Below are 21704 nucleotides of genomic sequence, written 5' to 3'. Positions count from 1 at the left end.
CTTAATGCGTCGGATGCTGAGTAGTCAGCCACTGAACCTTTAAGTTCTCATTTTATTATTACTTGATTAATTTCATAGGATTACACGGACATGACCCATAAATTTGAACAGTACATAAACCTAGCAGACGAAAAACTCGGTGCAGAAGCGATCTTCGCCACGGACGATTTCTTTGCCGACAAAAGCCGCCTACTCAGCCACGCAGCACCCGTATGGAAAGATGACCTATACGATGACAACGGTAAATGGATGGACGGTTGGGAAAGCCGCCGTAAGCGTGGCGAAGGTTATGACTACTGTGTGATTCGCCTTGGTCTAGCAGGCACGATTGCGGGTGTTGATATCGATACTTCATTCTTTACAGGTAACTTCCCGCCTTCTGCATCGATTGATGCATGCTATTCACCACAAGGCGAGCCAACAGACTCTACTGAGTGGCAAGAGATCCTTCCCTCTATTGGCCTGCAAGGCGATCACCATCACCTTGAAGAGATTGAAAGTGACCAAGTATTTACTCACCTGCGTCTAAACATTTATCCAGATGGCGGTGTTGCGCGCCTTCGTGTTTACGGTCGCCCGAGCGTTGATTGGGATGCGATTAATGCACAACAACAAATTGACCTTGCAGCGGTTGAACATGGCGGACGCGCGCTGGCATGTAGTGATGAGCACTACGGTAATAAAGCGAACATTCTTGGCCCTGGCCGCGGTGAAAACATGGGCGATGGCTGGGAAACAGCACGTCGTCGTACACCGGGTAACGATTGGGTGATTGTTGCGTTAGGCCACCCGGGCAACATCGAACGTATCGTTGTTGATACTGCGCACTTTAAAGGTAATTTCCCAGACAGTTGTTCAATTCAAGCGGCGTATGTAAAAGGTGGTACCGACGACCAAGTAGAGACGCAAAGTCTATTCTGGCGTGAGCTTCTACCGGCGCAAAAACTGTCTGCCCACAATATTCATGAATTCATTTCCGAGGTGAACGATCTTGGTGCGGTGACACACGTACGTGCCAACATCTTCCCAGATGGCGGTATCAGCCGTTTACGTCTATTTGGTACCAAAGCGAAATAGGTAAGGAAAAGAGTATGAGTAATGGAATACGTCGTTTAGTGATCGAACCGTTAACCAAACAAGCGTTTGCTGAGTTTGGTGATGTTATCGAGTCTGATAACAGTGATTTTTTCATGATCAACAATGGGTCAACTCGTCGCTACCACAAGCTTGCGGCAACGGATGTGCAAGATCAAGGTGGAGAAGCCATCATCAGCATCTTCCAGGCCACTCCGCTGAAGTACCCATTGACTATCGAGATGCTAGAGCGTCATCCACTTGGCTCTCAGGCATTCGTTCCATTACTTGGTCAACCCTATTTAATTGTTGTCGCGCCAAAGGGCGAAAATCCAACATTAGCCAGCTGCCGAGCGTTCCTCAGCAACGGTCGTCAAGGAGTGAACTATCACAAAGGTGTGTGGCACCATCCTGTTCTCGCGCTTACCGATCAAGACCAGTTCTTGATTGTGGATAGAGGCGGTGAAGGTCATAACTGTGATGAAGTTTATTTTGATAGCGACCTCGTGGCACTGCACTTGGAAGACCTGCCGACGGACAACAATAAGGAAGAGCAGCGCGTTGAAAATGCGCTGTGATACAGGAGTTTATTATGGATCCGCATATTACAGAATGGTTGAATTTGGCGATTCGCTGGATTCACATGATCGTTGGTGTCGCATGGATCGGCGCATCATTTTACTTTGTCTGGCTTGAAAACAACCTAAACAGAGTAAACCCAAAAACAGGCCTATCTGGTGATTTATGGGCGATTCACGGTGGTGGTATCTATCACCTTGAAAAGTACAAGCTGGCACCACCAGAGATGCCAGAACATCTTCACTGGTTTAAATGGGAAGCTTACTTCACTTGGATCACAGGTGTGTGTCTACTTGGGGTTGTCTACTACCTTAACGCTGAGATTTACCTGATTGCACCGGGCTCAGGCCTTGATTCGACTACCGCAATCGCGATTGGTATTGGTTCTTTTGTCGCTGGTTGGTTTATTTACGACCTGTTGTGTGACTCTCCATTAGGTAAGACGCCAGTATTGCTTGGTATTGTGTTGTTCGTACTGCTGGTGGCGGCGACTTACGGCTTGACCCAAGTGTTTAGTGGTCGTGGTGCTTACATTCATGTTGGCGCGATCATTGGTACCATCATGGTGGGTAACGTATTCCGCGTTATCATGCCGGCGCAGCGCAACCTGGTGAAAGCGATTGAAGAGAAGCGCGAACCTGATCCAGCACTTCCTGCGAAAGGCTTACTGCGTTCTCGTCATAACAACTACATGACGCTACCAGTATTGTTCATCATGATCAGTAACCACTTCCCGAGCACGTATGGTTCGGAGTACAACTGGTTGATTCTAGCTGGCTTGGCGGTATTCAGTATTTTGGTTCGCCACTACTTTAATACCCGACATGGCAGCCAGAAGTTTGCTTGGACAGTGCCAGTGGCGGCACTCGGTATGATTACGCTTGCGTTCGTGACCTCACCTTACGCGAAAAAGCAGATGACACCGACACCAGTCGCGAAAGCGCCCGTGGTTGAGCAGGTGCAAAGTAGTGCAGAAGCTACACCAGTCGTGGAAGAAATTGCAGCAGGAGCTGTGGAATCTGACAAAGGTGCTCAAGTTCAGCAAACAGCTGCCACTAGTGCTCCGGTATCTTCGGACGCAGGCATTCGCTTTGAGACCATCAACCAAGTCATTCAAGAGCGCTGTTCGGTGTGTCACTCAGCTTCACCGACTCATGCTGCCTTTGCCGCCGCACCAGCCGGGGTCATCTTGGATACACCTGAAGAGATCAAAGCCAACGTACCGAGAATCATCGCTCAAACCGTAACAACGAAAGTCATGCCACTTGGAAACCTCACCCAAATGACAGATGACGAACGTGCATTGATTGGTGATTGGGCCGCACAAGGAGCGAAGCTTCAATAAATTATCCAGAATCCTTTACCTAAGAGCGTGAGTCTTAGGTGAGGCTTGGGGAGAGTTTGGCTACACGGGCACGCGCCAAACTCGTCCCACCCTGTTTCCCCGGTTCCTATACCGGGGCTTTTTGTATGCTTTCCCAAGCGTTGGTTCTTTTTTGAAGGTATTTCCCTTTTTTGACGCGCTGCTTACATTCTTCAAGCAATTGATATTTACTATCGAAACTCTCTTATTCATATAGGCAAGTGTCTAATTATGAAGCATTTCTTTGAAAGTGAGTTGATGCTCTCTAGCTCACTCAACTTTGTTCTATTGTCCGTTGGGCTGACTCTTCTGCTGCATATCCCAATTTGGTGTGGGTTCAACCTGAGCCGACGTAAATGGAAACTGATGGATTATTTATGGCCGTTTCTGGCGGGGATAGGCATGCTTGGCGCTGTCTCAGAGATTCGGGCTAAGGTTGCCGGTGATTGGGTAGAAACTGAACAGACAAGAGCTGTGGTGATTCTAGAATCTATTCAGCAGTTCTCTCTTGATCGATTGCGCGGTGATGTTTGTTCGGGTCAGCCGTCGGCCAATGATCAAGCCGAATACCATCAAGCCTGTATGTGGTACCTCACAACCGCGAAGACCTTTAAAGATGTTGATTTCTCTATGCTGCCGAGCGCTTCTACATTAATGGTTCCAGCACCTGATATTGCGTTACTAGAGAGCGACTCTGTATGGGTGAGTGGGATGCTGAATCAATACGAGAAGCAGAAAAATCAATACATCAAAACCAGGGAAGCGCAGCTTAAACAGCCAATAGAAAGCCTTTTCTGGTATGTGAGTCCTTACTTAGTCTGTTTTGCGATTGCGTTGCGCCTGACTAAGGTCACAGCTGAACTCAAACTGGACAAAGCATCGTAGTAGGTTGTGTTCGCTTTCTCGCTCTAGGTCAAAACAATACTGCGTGATATTACCTAGCTCATGTTACGACGTTACCCAAATGACAGGGCAAACGTCAGCAATATCGGTAGGGTCACGATACTTAAAAAGTTGCCAAACAGTACCATAGAAGCAACCTTAGGTGGCTCAACGTTGAAGCGTTCAGCAAACAAGTAGTTCATTACCGCTGGTGGCAGCATGGTGAACAGAACCATCATTTGAAGCTGTAGGGTTGGTAGTGGAATAAAGAAGTAGATAATGCCGAAGGCGATGGCTCCGGTGAACAAAGATTGCGCAGTGCATAGCAAACCCACCTTGAGGCCGCTAAGCCTTAGGTTGACCATTTGTGAGCCAAGAGATAGCAGCATGATAGGCACGGCTGCTTGCCCAAGTAGTGATGTCGCTTCGTAAAGCGGATTCCAAACCGCGACGCCAGATAAATTAAGCGTCATTGCCACGGCAGCAGCGAGGAAGATTGGCATCTTGAAGATCTGTTTTAGCGGGTTCCCTTCACTTAATAGCGCCAAACCCAAACTGATATGGATGCAGGCTGAAACCACAAACAGCAGTACTGCTGGCGCCAACGCTGTCTCACCAAAGGTATAGGTAAATAGTGGTATCGCAAGGTTACCGCTGTTGCGAAACATGTGCGGAGGTGCCCAAGCTTTGAAGTTGAGCTTAAAGATCTTACAGATTGGAATCATTAACACTGCAGGTACTAATACAGCAACTAATGAGGCTGTAATTAGTGGTACTTGCTCAGTATCGAGCGGCATGGTGGTGAGTGAGGCAAATACCAAAGCCGGGATACACACGTCCATATTGATGCGGTTGATAGGCTTAAAGTCGGGCTTGAGCAAACGGCCCACGGCAAAGCCAGCAGCAGCGAGCGCAAAAACGGGAAACAGAATGCCAACAACCTGCTCGAACATAGAATTCCTTTTCTAAGTGACGGGTAAATTTAAGGGTGTGCTCAACATGGATTAGAAAGGCTGAGCGACTTGTATAGTCGTCTTAAGTTACCAACATAAATTGTTTACGTCGTGGGCATTTAGCACACAGTAGAGATTTAATTGTTGTTATTTGATGAGGATGCAAAAAAGACCAGAGGCTGGGGGCGACTGGTCTTAGAAGGCTAGGCGAATCTGGACGGATTATTTACAACGATTGTCGTTGTTACCTAGCGGGTGTTACTCGCTTTTAAGCCTAACTGACGAGTTTTTTATATTCTTTGAAATTAGCGTCGTACGCCTTTTCACCGTAGATGTATGTCTCGCTGACGGTTCTGTCATCTCCAAGACTCATCAATACAAACAGCTTCTCTTCAAGCTTGGTTGCTTGCTCCATTCTAAAGCGCATTAGCTGAGTCGCGTGCATATCCAGAACCACGAAATCTGCCTCTTTGCCCACTTCTAAGTTACCGATTTTGTCTTCTAGATGAAGAGAGCGTGCACCACCTAATGTGGCTAAGAATAGCGATTTAGCAGGGTGTAATTTCTTATGTTGAAGCTGCATGATTTTGTACGCTTCACTCATAGTTTGCAGGATAGAGAAGCTAGTACCTGCTCCCACATCGGTACCCATACCAACACGGATTCCGTGCTCTTCCATTTCAGGCAGTCTGAACAGACCTGAACCCAAGAATAGGTTTGAGGTTGGACAGAAAGCGATAGCAGATTCAGTATCGGCTAAACGCTTACACTCGCAATCAGACAAGTGAATGCCATGTGCGAAAACCGAACGTTTGTGCAGCAAGCCATAGTGGTCGTATACATCTAGGTAGCTATCGCGTTCTGGGAATAGAGCCTTCACCCACTCAATCTCTTTCTCGTTCTCTGAAAGGTGGGTGTGCATGTACACATCTGGGTACTCTTCTAACAGCTTCCCTACGGTTGCCAGTTGCTCCGGGGTACTCGTTGGCGCAAAACGAGGCGTCACTGCATACAGCAAGCGACCACGATTGTGCCACTTGTCGATCAGCTCTTTTGAGTCGGCATAGCCTGATTCTGGTGTATCGGTTAGGTAATCTGGCGCGTTGCGATCCATCAGCACCTTACCCGCAATCATACGTAGGTTACGTCTCTCAGCTTCTTCAAAGAACACGTTGACCGACTCTTTATGAACGGTGCCGAATACCAACGCTGTTGTGGTACCGTTGCTCGCCAGCTCGTCTAGGAATAGCTTCGCTACTTTGTGCGCGTAAACTGGGTTTTTAAAGCGTTTCTCTTCTGGGAAGGTGTAGTTTTCAAGCCAGTCGAGCAGCTGCTCGCCATACGATGCAATCATACCGGTTTGCGGATAGTGGATATGAGTATCGATAAATCCTGAGGTGATCAGCTTATCTTTGTACTCTTTGATATCGAGGGTTTTGGGCTGACGAGCAAGCACATCATCGGCATTACCCAAATCAACCACATGGCCATTCTCAACCACTAAAATACCGTCTTCAAAATACTCATATGATTCTTCTAAACCGACATCCTTTGGGTCGGCCACGCTATGAAGAATACTGGCGCGATAAGCTTTGCGTTGCGTTGTCATGTTTACTTCCTTTTAATGCCCTCCAGTCACGTTATGGCGACTGGAGTCTGCGATTTGTGTTAGGCGATTTTCTCTTCCAGAGGATGTTCGTCTACATCGCTTGTTTGCTTGGGATCGTTACGATCCTCAGTTTGATAATGTTGGGTCGGGCGCTTCTGTTCAAGCGCTTGTCCCTGATAGTGTGCGATTAGTTCACCGGCAACCGATACCGCGATTTCTGCAGGATGTTTTCCATTCACAGCGCTAATACCAATCGGACAAATCATGGTGTTGATCTGCTCTTGGTTATAGCCGCGTTGTTCCAATCGGAAATCGAACTTCTTGCGTTTTGTTAGTGAGCCAATCATGCCGAAGTAACGACTGTCTTCGCGGTCAATGATGGCTTTAGCAAGGTCGAAATCGAGCTGGTGGTTGTGGGTCATCACTAGGTAGTAACTGTTTGGTGGCATCTGTTTCACTTCACCAACTGGGTCGTCAGTGACAAGCTTTTTAACGCCTTGAGGTAAGGTTTCTGGGAACACTTCTTCGCGTTCATCAATCCACGTTACGCGGAAAGGCAGAGTGGCGACAATGTGCAATAGCGCCTTAGCCACATGGCCTGCACCAAATAGCACCAGATGGTTCTGTTGAGTACCAATCGGCTCGAAGCTCAGAGTAGCCATTCCACCACAACATTGGCCTAGGCGAGCACCAAGGTTGAAGCGCTCGACTTTGAGAGACTTTTCGCTGGCGATCAGCATCTCGCGCGCCATTTTAGTCGCAACATGTTCAAGGTGGCCGCCGCCAATGGTCGCAATGATGCGATCGCGAGTGACCAGCATTTTTGTTCCGGCATCACGAGGCACAGAACCTCGATCTTCAAGAACCGTCACCATGACACACGGCTCGTAGTTCTCTTCCAGTTTTGCCAGTTCGTGAATCCAATTATCCTTAAACATACTTCCTCCAAAAGCTCCAGCTTGATGCTTCTTACGCCAGTCTAAAGAGCTCCCTGCTCAATACTGCGGACTGGCGAGTGTCCTTGTTACCTGTTGGTTACAGCTTGATGATGTTAATCACTACGCCGTCTCTTGCTCTGTGTCGACTGACGCCTTCGCGGGCTCTGAAACAGCTTGAACAGCCATCAGAATGCGCTCTGGTGTCGCGGGTGTATTCAGCTTCGGAATTGCCCCATCGACGGCGACTGAGTTAATGGCATCTTTGAGTGCACTCCACACAGACATCCCCAACATAAACGGTGGTTCACCAACCGCTTTCGAGTTGAAGACGGTGTCTTCTGGGTTACTGCGGTTCTCCAATAGATGCGTTCTAAAATCGATCGGCATATCGGCAATCGCTGGGATCTTGTAACTTGCAGGGCCATTGGTCATTAGACGGCCTTGCTCATTCCATACCAACTCTTCCGTGGTGAGCCAGCCTGCGCCCTGAACGAAGCCCCCTTCTACTTGGCCGATATCGATAGCAGGGTTCAATGAAGCTCCGACATCGTGCAGGATATCGACGCGCAGAATTTTGTTCTCACCTGTCAGCGTATCGATGATCACTTCAGAACATGACGCGCCGTAGGCGTAGTAGTAGAACGGACGGCCGCGCGCTTTCTCGTGATCGTAATAGATCTTCGGAGTGCGGTAGAAGCCAGTGCTGGAGAGCGAGATTTGGTTAAACCAAGCCAGTTCGACAAACGCGTTGAAGGTCATGATCTCGTCGCGGATCTGTACCATACCGTTTTTGAACACCACTTCTTCTTGCGAAACTTTGAAGTGCGAGGCTGCAAAGTCGATCAGTCGTTGCTTAATCGTTATTGCGGCGTTCTGCGCGGCCTTACCATTGAGGTCGGCGCCCGATGAGGCCGCGGTTGGTGATGTGTTCGGAACTTTGTCTGTGTTTGTAGCGGTGATCTGGATACGTTCGACATCGACTTGGAACTCCTCTGCAACGATTTGCGCCACTTTGATGTTCAAGCCTTGGCCCATTTCCGTACCGCCGTGATTCAGATGAATACTGCCATCGGTGTAGATATGGATAAGCGCACCAGCTTGGTTCAAGAAAGTTGCGGTAAATGAGATGCCGAATTTCACCGGAGTGATTGCCAAGCCTTTTTTTAAGATAGGGCTCTGTTTGTTGAACTCATCAATTTCTTTACGGCGAGCGTGGTAGTCACTGCTGCGTTCAAGCTGTTCGGTTATCTCAGGAAGAAAGTTGTCTTCAACGGTTTGGTAGTAATGGGTCACGTTACGGCCTTCTTCGCCGTAGTAGTTCACCTTACGTACCTCCAATGGATCTTTTTTCAGGTAACGAGCGATCTCATCCATGATGTGTTCAATTGTCATCATGCCTTGAGGGCCGCCGAAACCGCGGTAAGCGGTGTTAGATGCTGTGTTGGTTTTGCAGCGGTGTCCTACCACGGTTGCATCGCCAAGGTAGTAGGCGTTGTCTGAGTGGAACATCGCGCGGTCAACAATCGAGCTTGAAAGGTCAGGTGAGTAGCCACAGTTACCTGCTACGGTAATATCGGCACCTTGAATCACGCCGTTGTCATCAAAACCGACCTTGTATTGGTTGTAGAATGGATGGCGTTTGCCCGTCTGCTGCATATCTTCGTTACGCAGTAGGCGCATTTTAGTTGGTCGACCTGTTAGGCTGGCGACGACTGCAGCGATACACGCAGGAGATGCCGCTTGAGTCTCTTTACCACCAAAGCCACCACCCATACGGCGCATATCAATCACTACTTTGTGCATTGGCACACCAAGCACTTCTGCAACCAATTTTTGCACTTCGGTCGGGTTTTGTGTCGAGGTGTAAACAATCATCCCGCCGTCTTCGGTCGGCATCACGCTGCTGACTTGAGTCTCAAGATAGAAGTGCTCTTGACCGCCGATCTCGAGATCACCAGATATCACATGTTTGGCTTTGGCAAGCGCCGCTTTCGAGTCACCACGTTGCTGTGTGTGGCTCTCTGTGACGAAGTGCTCTTTAGCTAAGGCTTCTTTCACATCGAGAATCGCTGGCAGCTCTTCGTATTCTATGATGGCGGCGTGTGCCGCTTTGCGTGCCGTTTCTAAATCGTTGGCTGCCACAGCAATCACTGGTTGGCCGTAGAATTCGACTTTGCCATCTGCGAGTAGGGGATCGCCAGGAAGGATGGCACCGATATCCAGTTCACCCGGTACATCTTTAGCCTGAATCGCGATGGCGACACCTTCAAATTCGTAACACGGCGAGACGTCGATCTTGGTGATTTTTGCATGCGCTTGAGTACTAAGGCGCGCGTAGACGTGCAGTTGGTTTGGGAACTCTAAACGGTCATCGATGTATACCGCTTCGCCCGTTACTTGTTTTGGTGCACTGTCGTGTTTAACGCTTTTACCCACGCCAGTTTTAAGATCTTGTTTTGCGATAGTCACCATCTCTTCGTGGGTCATCGCCTGTTTGTTTTTGTTAGACATAAGACGTTACCCTTGTTTCGATTTGATTGTGCTTGTTCTGCTGTTCAATGAAGTAACGGCGCAACATATTGGCTGCCGACAATGAGCGGTACTCTTGACTCGCTCGAAAATCAGAGAGTGGCTCGAAGTCTTGATACAGTTCCTGCATCGCTTCTTTAATTGTAGCGTCTGTCCAAGGGCTGCCTAATAACGTATTTTCACAACGAGCGGCGCGCTTAGGCGTTGCAGCCATACCACCAAAGGCGATGCGAGCATGCGTTACCTTGCCTTCTTCCACCTGAATGTCGAAGGCGCCACATACGGCTGAGATGTCATCATCTAGACGTTTTGAGAGTTTGTAAGCGCGGAAGTTATCGCTGCTTGGTTTAGGTATGATGATCTGCTCGATAAACTCACTCTCTTTCTGAGCGGTGACTTTATAGCTGATAAAGTAGTCCTCGATCGGCATGGTGCGCGACTCATCACCACAACGCAGTTTGATCTTGGCATCTAACGCAATCAGTAGCGGAGGCGTATCACCGATAGGAGAAGCATTGGCTACGTTGCCACCAATCGTTCCTTGGTTACGTACTTGCAGTGACGCAAAGCGGTGAAGCAGTTCGCCAAAGTCTGGGTAGTGCTTTTTCAGTAGTGAATAAGCCTCACTGATTGGAAGGTTGGCACCGATGATAAGGTCGGTGTCGGTCTCTTCACACAGCTTCATATCTTCGACAAGGTTGACGCTGATAAGGGTTTCGATTTCACGGTGAAACTGCGTAACTTCCAGTGCTAGGTCGGTGCCGCCTGCAACCAGCCTAGCTTTCGGGTGAGCGATATACAGTTTCGCAAGCTCATCAATACTTTTTGGAGAGAATGCGGTGAGATGACCTAAACGAAGGTTTGCTTCAGTGCCTTGAATGCTCTCCAACTTTTCAATGGTTTTGCGTTCAAGTTCAGCGAATTGGTCGATAAGAGGTTGGTCTGTAGACAAAGACATTGCAGCATCAACAATCGGTCGGTAACCCGTACAGCGACATAAATTGCCTGCTAGAGACTCCATCACATCTTCTTTGCTAGCGTTAGGCTTGTTCTTGCCAAGCGCGAACATCGACATAATGAATCCCGGTGTACAGTAGCCACACTGTGAACCATGAAAATCCACAACCGCTTGTTGTACTGGGTGTAAAGAGCGATCTCGGTTCTGTAGATCTTCGACGGTAATCAGTTGCTTGCCGTGCAGAGCAGAAACGAACGTTAAGCATGAGTTTACCGAGCGATACTGTAATTGCCCGTCTACCACTTCACCTAACACCACAGTACACGCACCGCAATCGCCTGAACCGCAACCCTCTTTGGTACCTGTCTTCTTGACGTTAGTACGCAGGTAATTAAGTACGGTCATATTCGGCGACAGATTGTCTTCGTGTCTTATTTCCTGATTGAGCAAAAAAGTAATCAAGAGACCTCCTTGTATATCGACATATTCCATGTGTAATTTTTTTGACTTCTTGGTCAATAATTATCCATCCTGACCCTGTGGTCAACTATTTATTTACAAAAATGCAACAAAGAGATTTTGGGTAAGATTGTATACAATAATTTTTTGATTTTAATTCGTTGTTTTTAATTGAGTAAATTTGGAAATTGAGGATTTAAAAGAATGAATGGATTTACTTCTATGTATACAAATAATGTTTGGATAATTGGAGGGTTTTGGTGAATATTCGGTCGTGGCTGTGGGGCAAAATTCGATAGGAAAGCGAACAAAAAGTACAGAAAATGAGTTGTGAGAGAGTATGACCTTTGGCTTCAGGCATGAAAAAAGCGAGTGTAGAACTCGCTTTTAAAGAGGATTTTAACTTGTTCAGCAAGCGTTCGAACTAGGACTTACTCTTGAGAAGATCAGAGAAAACCACATGAAGATCGCTAGAGGCGGTGCTGCTGTCTAGGTTGAGCTTAGAGCGAATATGGCTCAAGTGTTCACGCATTAAATCAACCGCTTGCTCTTCATCACCGGATTCGATGGCATCAAGTAACTGCTCGTGCTCGTCTTGAGAACAGTTTGAATGAGTACCTGTTTCGTACTGGGCGATCAACAGGGAGGTTTGTGACACTAAGCTACGTTGGAAAGCCAGTAGTGGTGCATTCTCTGCCATTTCAGCAAGTTTAATATGGAACTCACCAGACAGTCGCAGGCCAGAACCGTAGTCGCCCTGTTCGAAGGCGCAGTTCTCTTTCGCGACCAATTTTCTACATTCGTCGATCTGAGCTTTGGTGGCATTCTTAACCGCAAGTTCAGTGATGGCCAATTCCATCACTTCACGTGCTTTGAAAATCTGTTTTGCTTCATCGACCGTTGGCGCGGCAATCACGGCGCCTCGGTTTGGACGAATAACCACAACTTGTTCTAACGATAGACGCAGTAAGGCACGACGGATGATGGTGCGGCTTACGCCAAAGATTTCTGCTAATGCTTCTTCGCTCAGTTTGGTGGCTGGTGGCAGCCTTTGTTCTAATATCGCATCGAAGATATGGCAGTAAACGACGTCATCTTGGGTTTGACCCGTTACTTTCGTTTTTACACCTTTTGAGACAGAGTTTTTGAGAGCTGTCATAGAGATAAAGGCCCTTGTTTAGTCGAGTAGGGATTGTTGAGCATATTGCACTGGTATTAATCTATATTGTATACACTTATCCATACAATGCTACCGCCTGAGGCCAATAGGTTAGAGAGTTTGCGTATATCTGATAACAATTGAGACACAGTTTTCATCTTGCTTGAAAAACTGTGTCATCGAGTATGAAATCTTATCAATATGATTTGTCGAAGTAGAGGTTAGCCGTGCTGTTAAACGCGGTTATCTCCGCCACTGTAGGCAACAATTTGGCTTATCTCACTCAAGCTTCTTCCTGATTGCTGTTGCCACTCATTAAACGCGTTACTTGCGGCTTGTTGAGCGCGTTTGGTGTTGCGTCCGCTGTCGATAACACCGGTTGTGCGCAAGTGTGCTTCGACGTCTGTCGACAAGATAAACGTATCTTTACCCATTTGACGTAGGGTGTAGGCACCAGTGTTACCACCGAGTCGTTTACCGTGCTTTTTTAGGTGATCCCAAAGTTCGGTAATGCGCTCTGATGGCCACTCAGCTACCATTTGGGCGAAGCTACCATATTCACGTTGAGCGTTGCGGATCATCATCGCATTCGCAGGGATTGTCATGACTTTGGTTAGGTGGCGAATAATGCGTGGGTCTTGTGCTTTTTGCTCCCACATCTCATTAGGTAGCATCAGCATCTTCTCAACATCGAACTCAAAGAATACCTCTTCAAATTGAGGCCATTTCTTCCTAACAACACTCCAAGAAATACCACACTGAAAGACTTTTTCTGTAAAGGCAGCGAGCCAGCGATCATCACCAATCTGCATCAGTTCATCGTGGGTCAGTGGCTTGCGAACGATCTTCTCAAGTTCAGCTTCGCCACCCTTACGGTGAGCTGCTCTTTGATAAATGGTTTCAAACTTTTCTTGGGTCATGACGGATTCCAAATTACTTCGAGTTTTTAATGATATGGGGACTAATCTACAGATGAAAAGGGGTGCTACACCTCACTCGCTAATTGATCGAGGAATCCTCGCATATAGTTGGTGCGACGCTCAGCTTCTTGTTTGGCCGATTTGGTATTCATGGTCTGTGCGAGCTTGAACAGCTTCACGTAGAAGTGGTCAACGCTGAAGTGTTTATCATTTAAATCACGCTCTTCAGCGAACGGGTCTTCATGATTATAGAGCTCAGCATCAAAGCTTTGACCGACAAACAAGCAGCGAGCAATGCCAATCGCGCCGAGGGAATCTAGACGGTCGGCATCTTGAACGATCTGCGCTTCAACGGTTTCTGGCGTGATATTCGCGCTATAACTATGGGTAACAATTGCATGGTGAATCGCATCTAAATGATGAGCGGGGTAGTCAATTGACTTGAGAAATGCGATTGCTTTGTCGGCCGCGACTTTTGAACTTGTCGCTCGCTCGGGGTGATTCTTCGGGAAGGTAAAACAGTCATGCAGATAGGCTGCAGGTAACACAACTTCAAGCTCTGCTTGTTCTTGGGCACACAAGGATTTTGCTGTTTTGACGACACGCTTGATGTGGCTGATGTCATGGGCCGCATCTTGGGTCATCTCTTGCTTTGCAAAGTTAAGCATCTGATCTTCAAACTTTTCGAGCACGTTCGGTTCTTTTTCTGATTGGTATTGAGTTGTCATGCTAATCATTTCTGAGTCTGTTTTACAGCCAATCTTTTGGGCTTTGTACTGAAGCTCTAGTTTCTGAGGTTTGAGCTTATCGAGATCGTCTTCTGAAACATCAATACAACAAAGCCGACTCAAAGGTCGGCTTCAAATTATGTCTAGCTGAAGGCTTCTAGGCTGCTTCTTTTTGCAGTTGAGCCAGCACATCATGTAGTGATGGGCTAATGGTGTGGCCCAGTGCTTTCACCTCTTCACATGGCTCGACCAAATCCGGGATCTGGAAGCTGATCATATTCGCGGCCATAGAAGCGCGGATGCCATTGTTGGAATCTTCAAAGGCCAGACATGATTCCGGAGCAACGCCAAGACGTTCTGCCGCTAATAGGTAGATCTCTGGGTGTGGCTTACCATTCGTTACCTCACAGCCTGTGCTTAGAGAAGCGAAGTAGGAATCTAATCCTGCTAATTCAAGTTTCTTCTTGGCGATATCCAGTTGAGTCGAAGTCGCAACTGCAGCTGGAATATTGTTCGACTTCAACCACTCTAGCAGCTCAATCACGCCCTCTTTTACTGGAATCGCTTGGTTCTTCACGATCGCGCTGTAGCGAGTACGCCACTCATTGTTGAGGGCTGGGTAGTCGAGGTCTTCACCGTAACCGTTACGAAAGATTTGCTCGATGGTTTTAGCATTGCAGCCGATGATGCCGAGGTAAACATCTTTTAGGAAAGGGACCCCTTGTGCTTGGCACGCTTCTTCGAATATCTGCATACACAGGCGCTCGGTATCGAGAAGTAGGCCATCCATATCAAAAATTGCTGCTTGGAATTTCATAGTTGCGGTTCTTGTACCATCGTCTTTGCTGAGGGCGGCTATTTTGACATACCCCAATAACTTAGGCGAGTTAAAGCTCTGTGAATAAACGTTCCAAACTATGATAACTCGACTTAAATGTTCCCTTAATGATCGAGAAAACTCATATGCATATCATTGCTTTAATAACAAATGGATCTGATGGGTAAATTTTATAGATTCCCTCGTTCTAAAAGAAACAATCAACATCAGCGTGCATAACAAATCGACGTCGTGATGAAGAGAAATGATCACAATCTAGATACTTATGGTCCTGTTATCGTGACCATAATCTGATAAAAAACAATCCGTTAGAATGGTCAATCAGAGTGTGACCTAGTAATAAGTAAATCATTGAACATACAGAGAAAATATCCCTATTCCATGTTTTAGGTAGGGTAGCTTATGTTGTATTTTGAGTTTCTATTTTTGCTAGTTGTCCTCTATATCGGTTCTCGATATGGCGGTATTGGTTTAGGTGTTGTTTCTGGTATTGGTTTGGTGATTGAAGTCTTCGTTTTTAAGATGCCACCAACCTCTCCACCAGTCACTGTAATGCTGATTATTCTTGCGGTTGTGACCTGTGCTTCCATCTTAGAAGCCGCTGGTGGTTTGAAATACATGCTGCAAGTGGCAGAGAGGGTACTAAGAAAGAACCCGAAACGAGTGACCTTGATAGCGCCGTTTGTGACGTACTCAATGACATTTCTATTGGGAACAGGCCACGCGGTTTACTCAATTATGCCTATCATCGGTGATGTGGCGCTTAAAAATGGTATCCGTCCAGAACGTCCAATGGCAGCAGCGTCTGTAGCTTCACAACTGGCAATTACCGCATCTCCGATCTCAGCGGCCGTGGTTTACTACTTAGCGCAGCTGTCTGATATTCAGCACTCGATTACCTTATTGTCTATCCTGCTTGTGACAGTGCCTGCAACGCTGTTTGGTACGCTGTTGTTGTCTCTGTACAGCTTGAAGCGCGGTAAAGAGCTAAATGACGATCCTGATTACCAAGCGCGACTAAAAGATCCTGAGTGGAAAAAGCGCATTGAAAGCACCACTGCGACTTCTTTAGATGAAGTGCTACCAACGTCGGCTCGCAACGCAGTATTGATCTTCTTACTTTCAATTGTGGTGATCGTAATTGTGGCGATGGTACCTGAGATCAGAACCATTGTAGACGGTGAAAAGCCAATCAAGATGTCGGTGATCATCCAAATGATGATGCTATGCTTCGGCGGTATCATCTTGCTGGCGACTAAGACTGACCCACGTGACGTACCAAATGGTGTGGTATTTAAGTCAGGTATGGTGGCGGCGATCGCTATCTTTGGTATCGCTTGGATGTCAGATACTTACTTCCAGTACGCCATGCCTCAGTTCAAGTCTGGCATCGTTGAGATGGTAACTAACTACCCATGGACGTTCGCACTGGCGCTATTCATTGTATCGGTTGTGGTGAATTCACAAGCTGCCACCGCGCGTATGATGCTCCCTGTTGGCCTTGGTCTAGGGTTAGACCCAGCTTTACTTATCGGCTTGATGCCAGCGGTATATGGTTACTTCTTTATTCCTAACTACCCATCAGACATTGCAACGGTGAACTTCGATGTTTCTGGCACCACTAAGATTGGTAAGTGGTACTTCAACCACTCATTCATGTCGGTTGGTTTGATTGGCGTCGTCGGTGCATGTTGCCTAGGCTACGTGTTAGCTAAGGTGTTCATCGGCTGATATAAATATCAATGAGTTAACAAGAAAAACAGCGCTGATTAAGGCGCTGTTTTTGTATCTGTTTGATGGTTGAATTTATAAGATGTTGTTGTTAGATTGGATGAATGCAAACGAATCCTACACCTTCATCATTCATTATCTGGTGGCGCTCTAATTAGAGCGGCGCAGGATTCTTACATTCTTAAGCTGCTGGTAGGTAGCTAAGAATGTCATCTCTTTTTGTATCTCCAGTAGCGGTTTATTTTTACTAGGAGATACTATTATGAAAACCAATCAACACACTGATACAAAAGACATTATCCTTACTGGTGACAGAGCCACAGGCCCTCTGCACTTAGGCCATTATGTGGGTTCACTGAAACAGCGTGTAGCTCTGCAATCACAGCATGAGCAGACCATTCTGGTTGCAGATATGCAAGGCTTAACGGATAACGCGCATAATCCAAGTAAAGTCTCTTCCAACATTCTAAACGTGGTGGCTGACTATTTAGCTGTTGGCATTGACCCTTCGCAAACCACTATCTGCCTTCAGTCGCAAGTTCCTGCGCTCGCAGAGCTGACCATGTACTACAGCAATCTTGTCTCTATCAGTCGATTAGAACGCAATCCTACAGTGAAAAGTGAGATTCAAAACAAGGGCTTTGAACGCTCTCTTCCGGCAGGCTTCTTAACTTACCCTATCTCTCAAGCTGCAGACATTACAGGTTTCAATGCTACATTAGTGCCTGTAGGCGATGACCAACTGCCGATGTTAGAGCAAACCAATGAGATCGTGAGAAAGGTAAACGGCTTAGCAGGACGCACCATTTTGAATGAGTGCCGACCTCTGCTCAGTAATGCTCCGCGCTTACCTAGTACTGATGGTAAAAACAAGATGTCGAAGTCGATGGGTAATGCCATCAATTTGGGCGCGAGTGAGAAAGAGATCTCTACAGCCGTGAAATCAATGTACACCGACCCTAATCATCTAAGAGTGGAAGACCCGGGTACCGTAGAAGGGAATGTGGTGTTCACGTATCTTGATGCGTTCCACCCAGATAAGAACGAAGTAGAGCAGCTTAAAGAGCACTATCGACGTGGTGGGCTAGGTGATGGCACGACCAAGAAAGTCTTGGAAGAGTGTCTGCAAGAGATGCTTCGTCCAATCAGAGCACGTAGGGCAGAGTACCTTGATGATAAGGCTCAGCTGTTGGAGATCTTATCTATCGGCAGTCAGCGTTCCAGAGAAAAAACAGCCAAAGTTCTGTTCGATGTGAAGGATGTATTCGGGCTCAATATCTTCTGAAGGTCTCAAAGGTATCCAGATACAACATTGAAAACCTGCTACGTTGGCGGGTTGCGACCAAAACCAATGAGGCTCACACCGAGCCTCATTAAATTCAGTCTTTTCAAGTCCTAAACCGGCTCTCCTGCTTCATCCTCTTCGACAATGTCTGTCTCTAGGCTTGCTTCTTCTAACCATCTAACAATGGCAGGGCTATTAAGTACACGCTCTTGGTAGCTAGTCGCAGCTTCTGAAAGCTCAATTCCATAGGTTCTGAACCTTAGAGCAAGAGGCGCGTACATAGCATCAGCGATAGACCACTCGCCGAAAAGCCAACCATCAGGGTATTTTTCGCCTTGTTCGGACCACAGGGTATCCACTCTCTCAATATCTTTCTTCGCTGCCTCGCTCAATACCACTTTTCTACGCGCTCGGCAGTTCATCGGTAGCTCTTCTCTTAGAGCAAAAAAGCCAGAGTGCATCTCTGCGGATATCGCTCGGGCATGGGCACGTTCTGACGCAGACTGTGGCCACGCAGCACCATCGAGATGCGCTTCGTTGATGTATTCCAAGATGGCAAAAGAATCCCACACTGTGATGTTGTCATCGACCAGTGTTGGTACTTTTGCAGTTGGAGTGACCTCAGAAAGCGTCTCATAGAATTCTGGTGTGAATAGTGTCAGTTTGGTGATCTCGGCGTCGAGGTTGTGCTGAGCTAAAATCAACCAAGCTCGAAGTGACCAGCTAGAGTAGTTTTGATTAGCGATGAAGAGTTTCATAAAGGCTTCCTTGCGTTAAATTTATCGTCTAATGGAATAGGTTTAGCTTAAGAGATTGTATTGCGCGCCACTAACGGATAATTTTGATGTAATACATTAATAAAAACGATGGGTACCAAATCGATATGGATATTGATGCGCTAAGGGGCTTTCTTGCCTTTGTCGAAACCAGCAGTTTCACCCGAGCCGCCAAACAGATAAACCGCACCCAGTCTGCATTTAGCGCTCAAATGCGCAAGTTAGAGGAAGAGCTCAACGTCACCTTGTTCCAAAAAGAGGGGCGTAACTTGGTGCTGACCGAAGCAGGGCTGGCTCTGCGCTCTCATGCTGAACAACTCGTGGCGTTACACAATACGGCACTGAAACAGGTCAAATGTTACGAGAACAAGCAGCCGCTGCGACTGGGTTGCCCTGAAGACTACAACGACACCTTGCTGCCTAAGTTTATTGAGGTGGTGATGGAAGCTGAACCCACCTGTTCGATTCAGGTATTCAGCCAACCAAGCATCACGCTACGTGAGTGGCTCGATGATGGACGACTCGACGCGGCGATTGTTACGCGTGCACCTGATAGCGAAGAGGGTTACTGGCTCGCCAATGATGTTGGGGTGTGGATAGCGAGCCAAGACTTTGATTTCGATGCTCATGAATCGCTGCCGTTGGCGCTGTTTCAAACCGATTGTAAGTATCACGCAGCCGCAGTGAATGGATTGACAAAACAAGGCACCGCCTATCGATTGCTAGCTTGCAGCAATACAGCATCGGCTCAGAGCGCCATCGTGAGAGCTGGCTTAGCTGTTGGGGCGATGGGTAAATTGAGCGTGCCACCGGAGCTTAAGATCCTTGAAAATATGCCCTCACTGCCTGCTGTAGAAATAGCTCTGATATTGGGTACTCAACATCATCCTCTGTTAGACAAAGATCTTTTAAATCGACTGGGCGATCTCAACCTTTCTCATTAAGGCTATCAGAGCTCTCAATCCTACATAAGCGACTATTGCAAAATGCCCAGTCGCTTAAGCTTGCGATAAATGGTGTTACGACTAATACCAAGCACCCTCGACGTTTTACTGATGTTGCCTTGGTTCGCTTGATAGGTTTGAACTAAGGTCTCTTCCACTGTGCTTTGCAGATCGTTATTAGATGGCGCTTGAGTGCAAGTGATAGGGCTTTGATTCGCCAGTTGTTCGGCGAGCTGTAATGGTACGTGCTCGAGTTTTAGTTGCGGTTCACCGCTCGACATTAAAGCGGATACCTTGAGTAGATTATCCAGTTCACGAATGTTGCCCGGCCACGGATAGGAGCAAAACAGAGACATCAGGTGCGAACAGATAGTTTGCTCTGACTCTGCGTATTTGCGATGGATGGCTTCAATCAATTCCTGTTTATCTTGTCTTTGACTGAGGCTTGGCAGGGTGAATATCAAACCATTGAGACGGTAGTAAAGATCTTGTCTGAATTGACCTGTTTCGACGAGCTGGGTCAAGTCTTTGTGGGTTGCTGCTATGATCTGGCAATCGACTTGATAGCTTTGGTTAGAACCGACAGGCACTACCGATTTATCCTGCAAGACATGAAGTAAACGACACTGAGCCTCTAACGGCATATCAGCTATCTCATCCAAAAATAAGATCCCTTTGTCAGCTTGACGGATCTTACCTTGGAAACCTTGTTTGTTTGCGCCAGTAAAAGCCCCCGGCGCATAACCAAACAGCTCAGACTCAATCAAATCTTTCGGTAGCGCGCCGCAATTTACTGCCACCAAAGGGCTATTGCTGCGTTGACTCTGCTTATGAAGTGCTTTGACAAACTCGCCTTTACCAACACCTGTTTCCCCGAGTATCAGAAGGCTGATGCCTTTATCTATGACTTTACTGGCTTGTTGCCACGCTTGTTCGATCTGTTGATCGCCATGGTGTAACTCGCATGAGGCAGTGATTGCGCGGCTGCGCTTTGGTGAGGGCGTGTTGAGGCTCTTTTTCTCAAACACAAAAGACGATTCAGAACGATTGAAGAGCTGATCAATGCTTTCACCAAGTATCGAGCCTTGCTCTAAAAGTTGTGAGGCGACTTGGTTATGGGCCAATACTTCTCCCGCCTCGTTGGCGATAACAATGCCCTGCCAACCGCTATGCAGCAGTGACTTTTCACATGCGAGGTCGATGCGAGTGGAGCCTTGGGGAATGTGATTGAGTAGTTGGTTCTCTACTAGTTGCACCATATTCTGCACTAAGAACTGTACTGAGCTGTCGTGTTGTTGCTGCTCACTGGTGATATCTAAAATGCCGACCATCTGCCCTTGATGATCAAAAATAGGGTTCGCTGAGCAGCTGATAAAGCGGTGCTGATGAATGAAGTGTTGTTCACCAATAATCGTCACGGGTTTGGCTTCAATCAATGCAGTGCCAATGGCATTGGTGCCCTTAAGTTGTTCCTTCCAGCAGGCACCAGAGCTCAATGCAATACTGGTGAGCTTCTCTTCAAAGCGCTTCTGCCCCCAACTCGCCAGTATCACCCCATCGGTATCGGTCAATATCAGCCGACTGTCACTACGGGCAAAGGTCTGATTAAACAGCGGTAGGGCCATGCTTTGCACGGTTTCGATGAGCTGTGATGAGTGAAAACGACGCTCTTTGAGCATCGCATTAGGCAGTCGAATGTCGTCGGGTAGCTTTCTAGGTTTTAATCCCGCCTCGCTGCTGCGGTGCCAAGATGAAGTAAGCCATTCTGAAGGATTTGTGTGTTGAATCTGCATAACTGTTCCATGTTGTCACAGTAAAGGTGTACCAATTTGGAACAGTTGAACACTGGAGCAATCTCCGTACGACGATTCAATTCCAACTCACCACTGGTTGTAAACGTTTGGTAATCATAGTTTTACAAATTATTAACAACAAGATTTTCGATGTTGGCGTGTGACTTGCGTTGTTAGGTATGTGAA

Annotated in this window: 17 protein-coding genes and 2 pseudogenes; 8 read left to right on the top strand and 11 right to left on the bottom strand. The window is 47.2% G+C overall.

The window, feature by feature from the left end; all coding sequences use genetic code 11:
- The first annotated feature begins 90 nt into the window (after positions 1-90).
- The 5 genes and pseudogenes from alc (at position 91) to AC6R05_RS19765 (ending at position 3901) form a co-directional block, all read left to right on the top strand.
- Positions 91-1077, top strand: coding sequence for an allantoicase (gene alc / locus AC6R05_RS19785; protein ID WP_500648405.1), 987 nt, complete (start codon positions 91-93; stop codon positions 1075-1077).
- Positions 1078-1091: 14 nt separating this feature from the next.
- Positions 1092-1652 (top strand): ureidoglycolate lyase, encoded by a 561-nt coding sequence (locus AC6R05_RS19780; RefSeq protein WP_032553521.1) that lies wholly within the window; start codon positions 1092-1094, stop codon positions 1650-1652.
- Positions 1653-1666: 14 nt separating this feature from the next.
- Positions 1667-2660, top strand: a pseudogene (locus AC6R05_RS19775) (urate hydroxylase PuuD); the annotation flags it as partial.
- A 71-nt stretch (positions 2661-2731) separates the two neighbouring features.
- Positions 2732-2998 (top strand): annotated as a pseudogene (locus AC6R05_RS19770) (urate hydroxylase PuuD); the annotation flags it as partial.
- A gap of 249 nt (positions 2999-3247) precedes the next feature.
- Entirely contained in the window at positions 3248-3901 is a 654-nt protein-coding gene (locus AC6R05_RS19765; RefSeq protein ID WP_500648404.1) for a hypothetical protein, read from the top strand.
- A 71-nt stretch (positions 3902-3972) separates the two neighbouring features.
- Here the strand turns inward: AC6R05_RS19765 and AC6R05_RS19760 are convergent, their stop codons facing one another.
- The 9 genes from AC6R05_RS19760 to AC6R05_RS19720 form a co-directional block, all read right to left on the bottom strand.
- Positions 3973-4851 (bottom strand): AEC family transporter, encoded by an 879-nt coding sequence (locus AC6R05_RS19760; protein ID WP_500648403.1) that lies wholly within the window; start codon positions 4849-4851, stop codon positions 3973-3975.
- 274 nt (positions 4852-5125) lie between these two features.
- Positions 5126-6460 carry a guanine deaminase gene (gene guaD, locus AC6R05_RS19755; RefSeq protein WP_500648402.1) on the bottom strand — a complete coding sequence of 445 codons (1335 nt, stop codon included), beginning with the start codon at positions 6458-6460 and terminating at the stop codon, positions 5126-5128.
- Positions 6461-6519: 59 nt separating this feature from the next.
- Positions 6520-7398, bottom strand: a complete 879-nt coding sequence (gene xdhC, locus AC6R05_RS19750; RefSeq protein ID WP_150868448.1) for a xanthine dehydrogenase accessory protein XdhC — start codon at positions 7396-7398, stop codon at positions 6520-6522.
- Between the two features lie 120 nt (positions 7399-7518).
- Positions 7519-9909, bottom strand: coding sequence for a xanthine dehydrogenase molybdopterin binding subunit (gene xdhB / locus AC6R05_RS19745; protein ID WP_500648401.1), 2391 nt, complete (start codon positions 9907-9909; stop codon positions 7519-7521).
- Positions 9902-11347, bottom strand: coding sequence for a xanthine dehydrogenase small subunit (gene xdhA / locus AC6R05_RS19740; RefSeq protein WP_500648400.1), 1446 nt, complete (start codon positions 11345-11347; stop codon positions 9902-9904). Before xdhA ends, xdhB begins: the two co-directional genes overlap by 8 nt.
- 421 nt (positions 11348-11768) lie before the next feature.
- Positions 11769-12503, bottom strand: a complete 735-nt coding sequence (locus tag AC6R05_RS19735; protein ID WP_032553512.1) for a GntR family transcriptional regulator — start codon at positions 12501-12503, stop codon at positions 11769-11771.
- A gap of 233 nt (positions 12504-12736) precedes the next feature.
- Positions 12737-13423: a DNA-3-methyladenine glycosylase I gene (locus AC6R05_RS19730; RefSeq protein ID WP_150868454.1), complete on the bottom strand. Its 687-nt coding sequence runs from the start codon at positions 13421-13423 to the stop codon at positions 12737-12739.
- 65 nt (positions 13424-13488) lie between these two features.
- On the bottom strand, positions 13489-14115 hold the full coding sequence (locus AC6R05_RS19725) for an HD domain-containing protein (RefSeq protein WP_500648459.1): 627 nt from the start codon (positions 14113-14115) through the stop codon (positions 13489-13491).
- Positions 14116-14308: 193 nt separating this feature from the next.
- Positions 14309-14968, bottom strand: a complete 660-nt coding sequence (locus AC6R05_RS19720) for an HAD family hydrolase (protein ID WP_500648399.1) — start codon at positions 14966-14968, stop codon at positions 14309-14311.
- 423 nt (positions 14969-15391) lie between these two features.
- Here AC6R05_RS19720 and AC6R05_RS19715 point away from each other — a divergent pair, with 423 nt between their 5' ends.
- The gene (locus AC6R05_RS19715; protein WP_500648398.1) at positions 15392-16720 is read left to right on the top strand and encodes an anaerobic C4-dicarboxylate transporter; all 1329 of its coding nucleotides are present in this window, start codon (positions 15392-15394) and stop codon (positions 16718-16720) included.
- Positions 16721-16982: 262 nt separating this feature from the next.
- Positions 16983-18005, top strand: a complete 1023-nt coding sequence (gene trpS, locus AC6R05_RS19710; RefSeq protein ID WP_500648397.1) for a tryptophan--tRNA ligase — start codon at positions 16983-16985, stop codon at positions 18003-18005.
- Between the two features lie 110 nt (positions 18006-18115).
- On the opposite strand, the gene AC6R05_RS19705 is transcribed toward trpS, so the two are convergent.
- Entirely contained in the window at positions 18116-18763 is a 648-nt protein-coding gene (locus AC6R05_RS19705) for a glutathione S-transferase family protein (protein ID WP_500648396.1), read from the bottom strand.
- Positions 18764-18888: 125 nt separating this feature from the next.
- Between AC6R05_RS19705 and AC6R05_RS19700 the strand changes: the two genes are divergently transcribed.
- Positions 18889-19725: a LysR family transcriptional regulator gene (locus tag AC6R05_RS19700; protein WP_500648395.1), complete on the top strand. Its 837-nt coding sequence runs from the start codon at positions 18889-18891 to the stop codon at positions 19723-19725.
- 32 nt (positions 19726-19757) lie between these two features.
- Here the strand turns inward: AC6R05_RS19700 and AC6R05_RS19695 are convergent, their stop codons facing one another.
- Positions 19758-21518, bottom strand: coding sequence for a sigma-54-dependent Fis family transcriptional regulator (locus AC6R05_RS19695; RefSeq protein ID WP_500648394.1), 1761 nt, complete (start codon positions 21516-21518; stop codon positions 19758-19760).
- Between the last annotated feature and the right edge of the window lie 186 nt (positions 21519-21704).

This window comes from Vibrio sp. R11-SG3-ISO9 (assembly GCF_059834255.1).
This window is presented reverse-complemented; position numbering and strand designations above follow the sequence as displayed.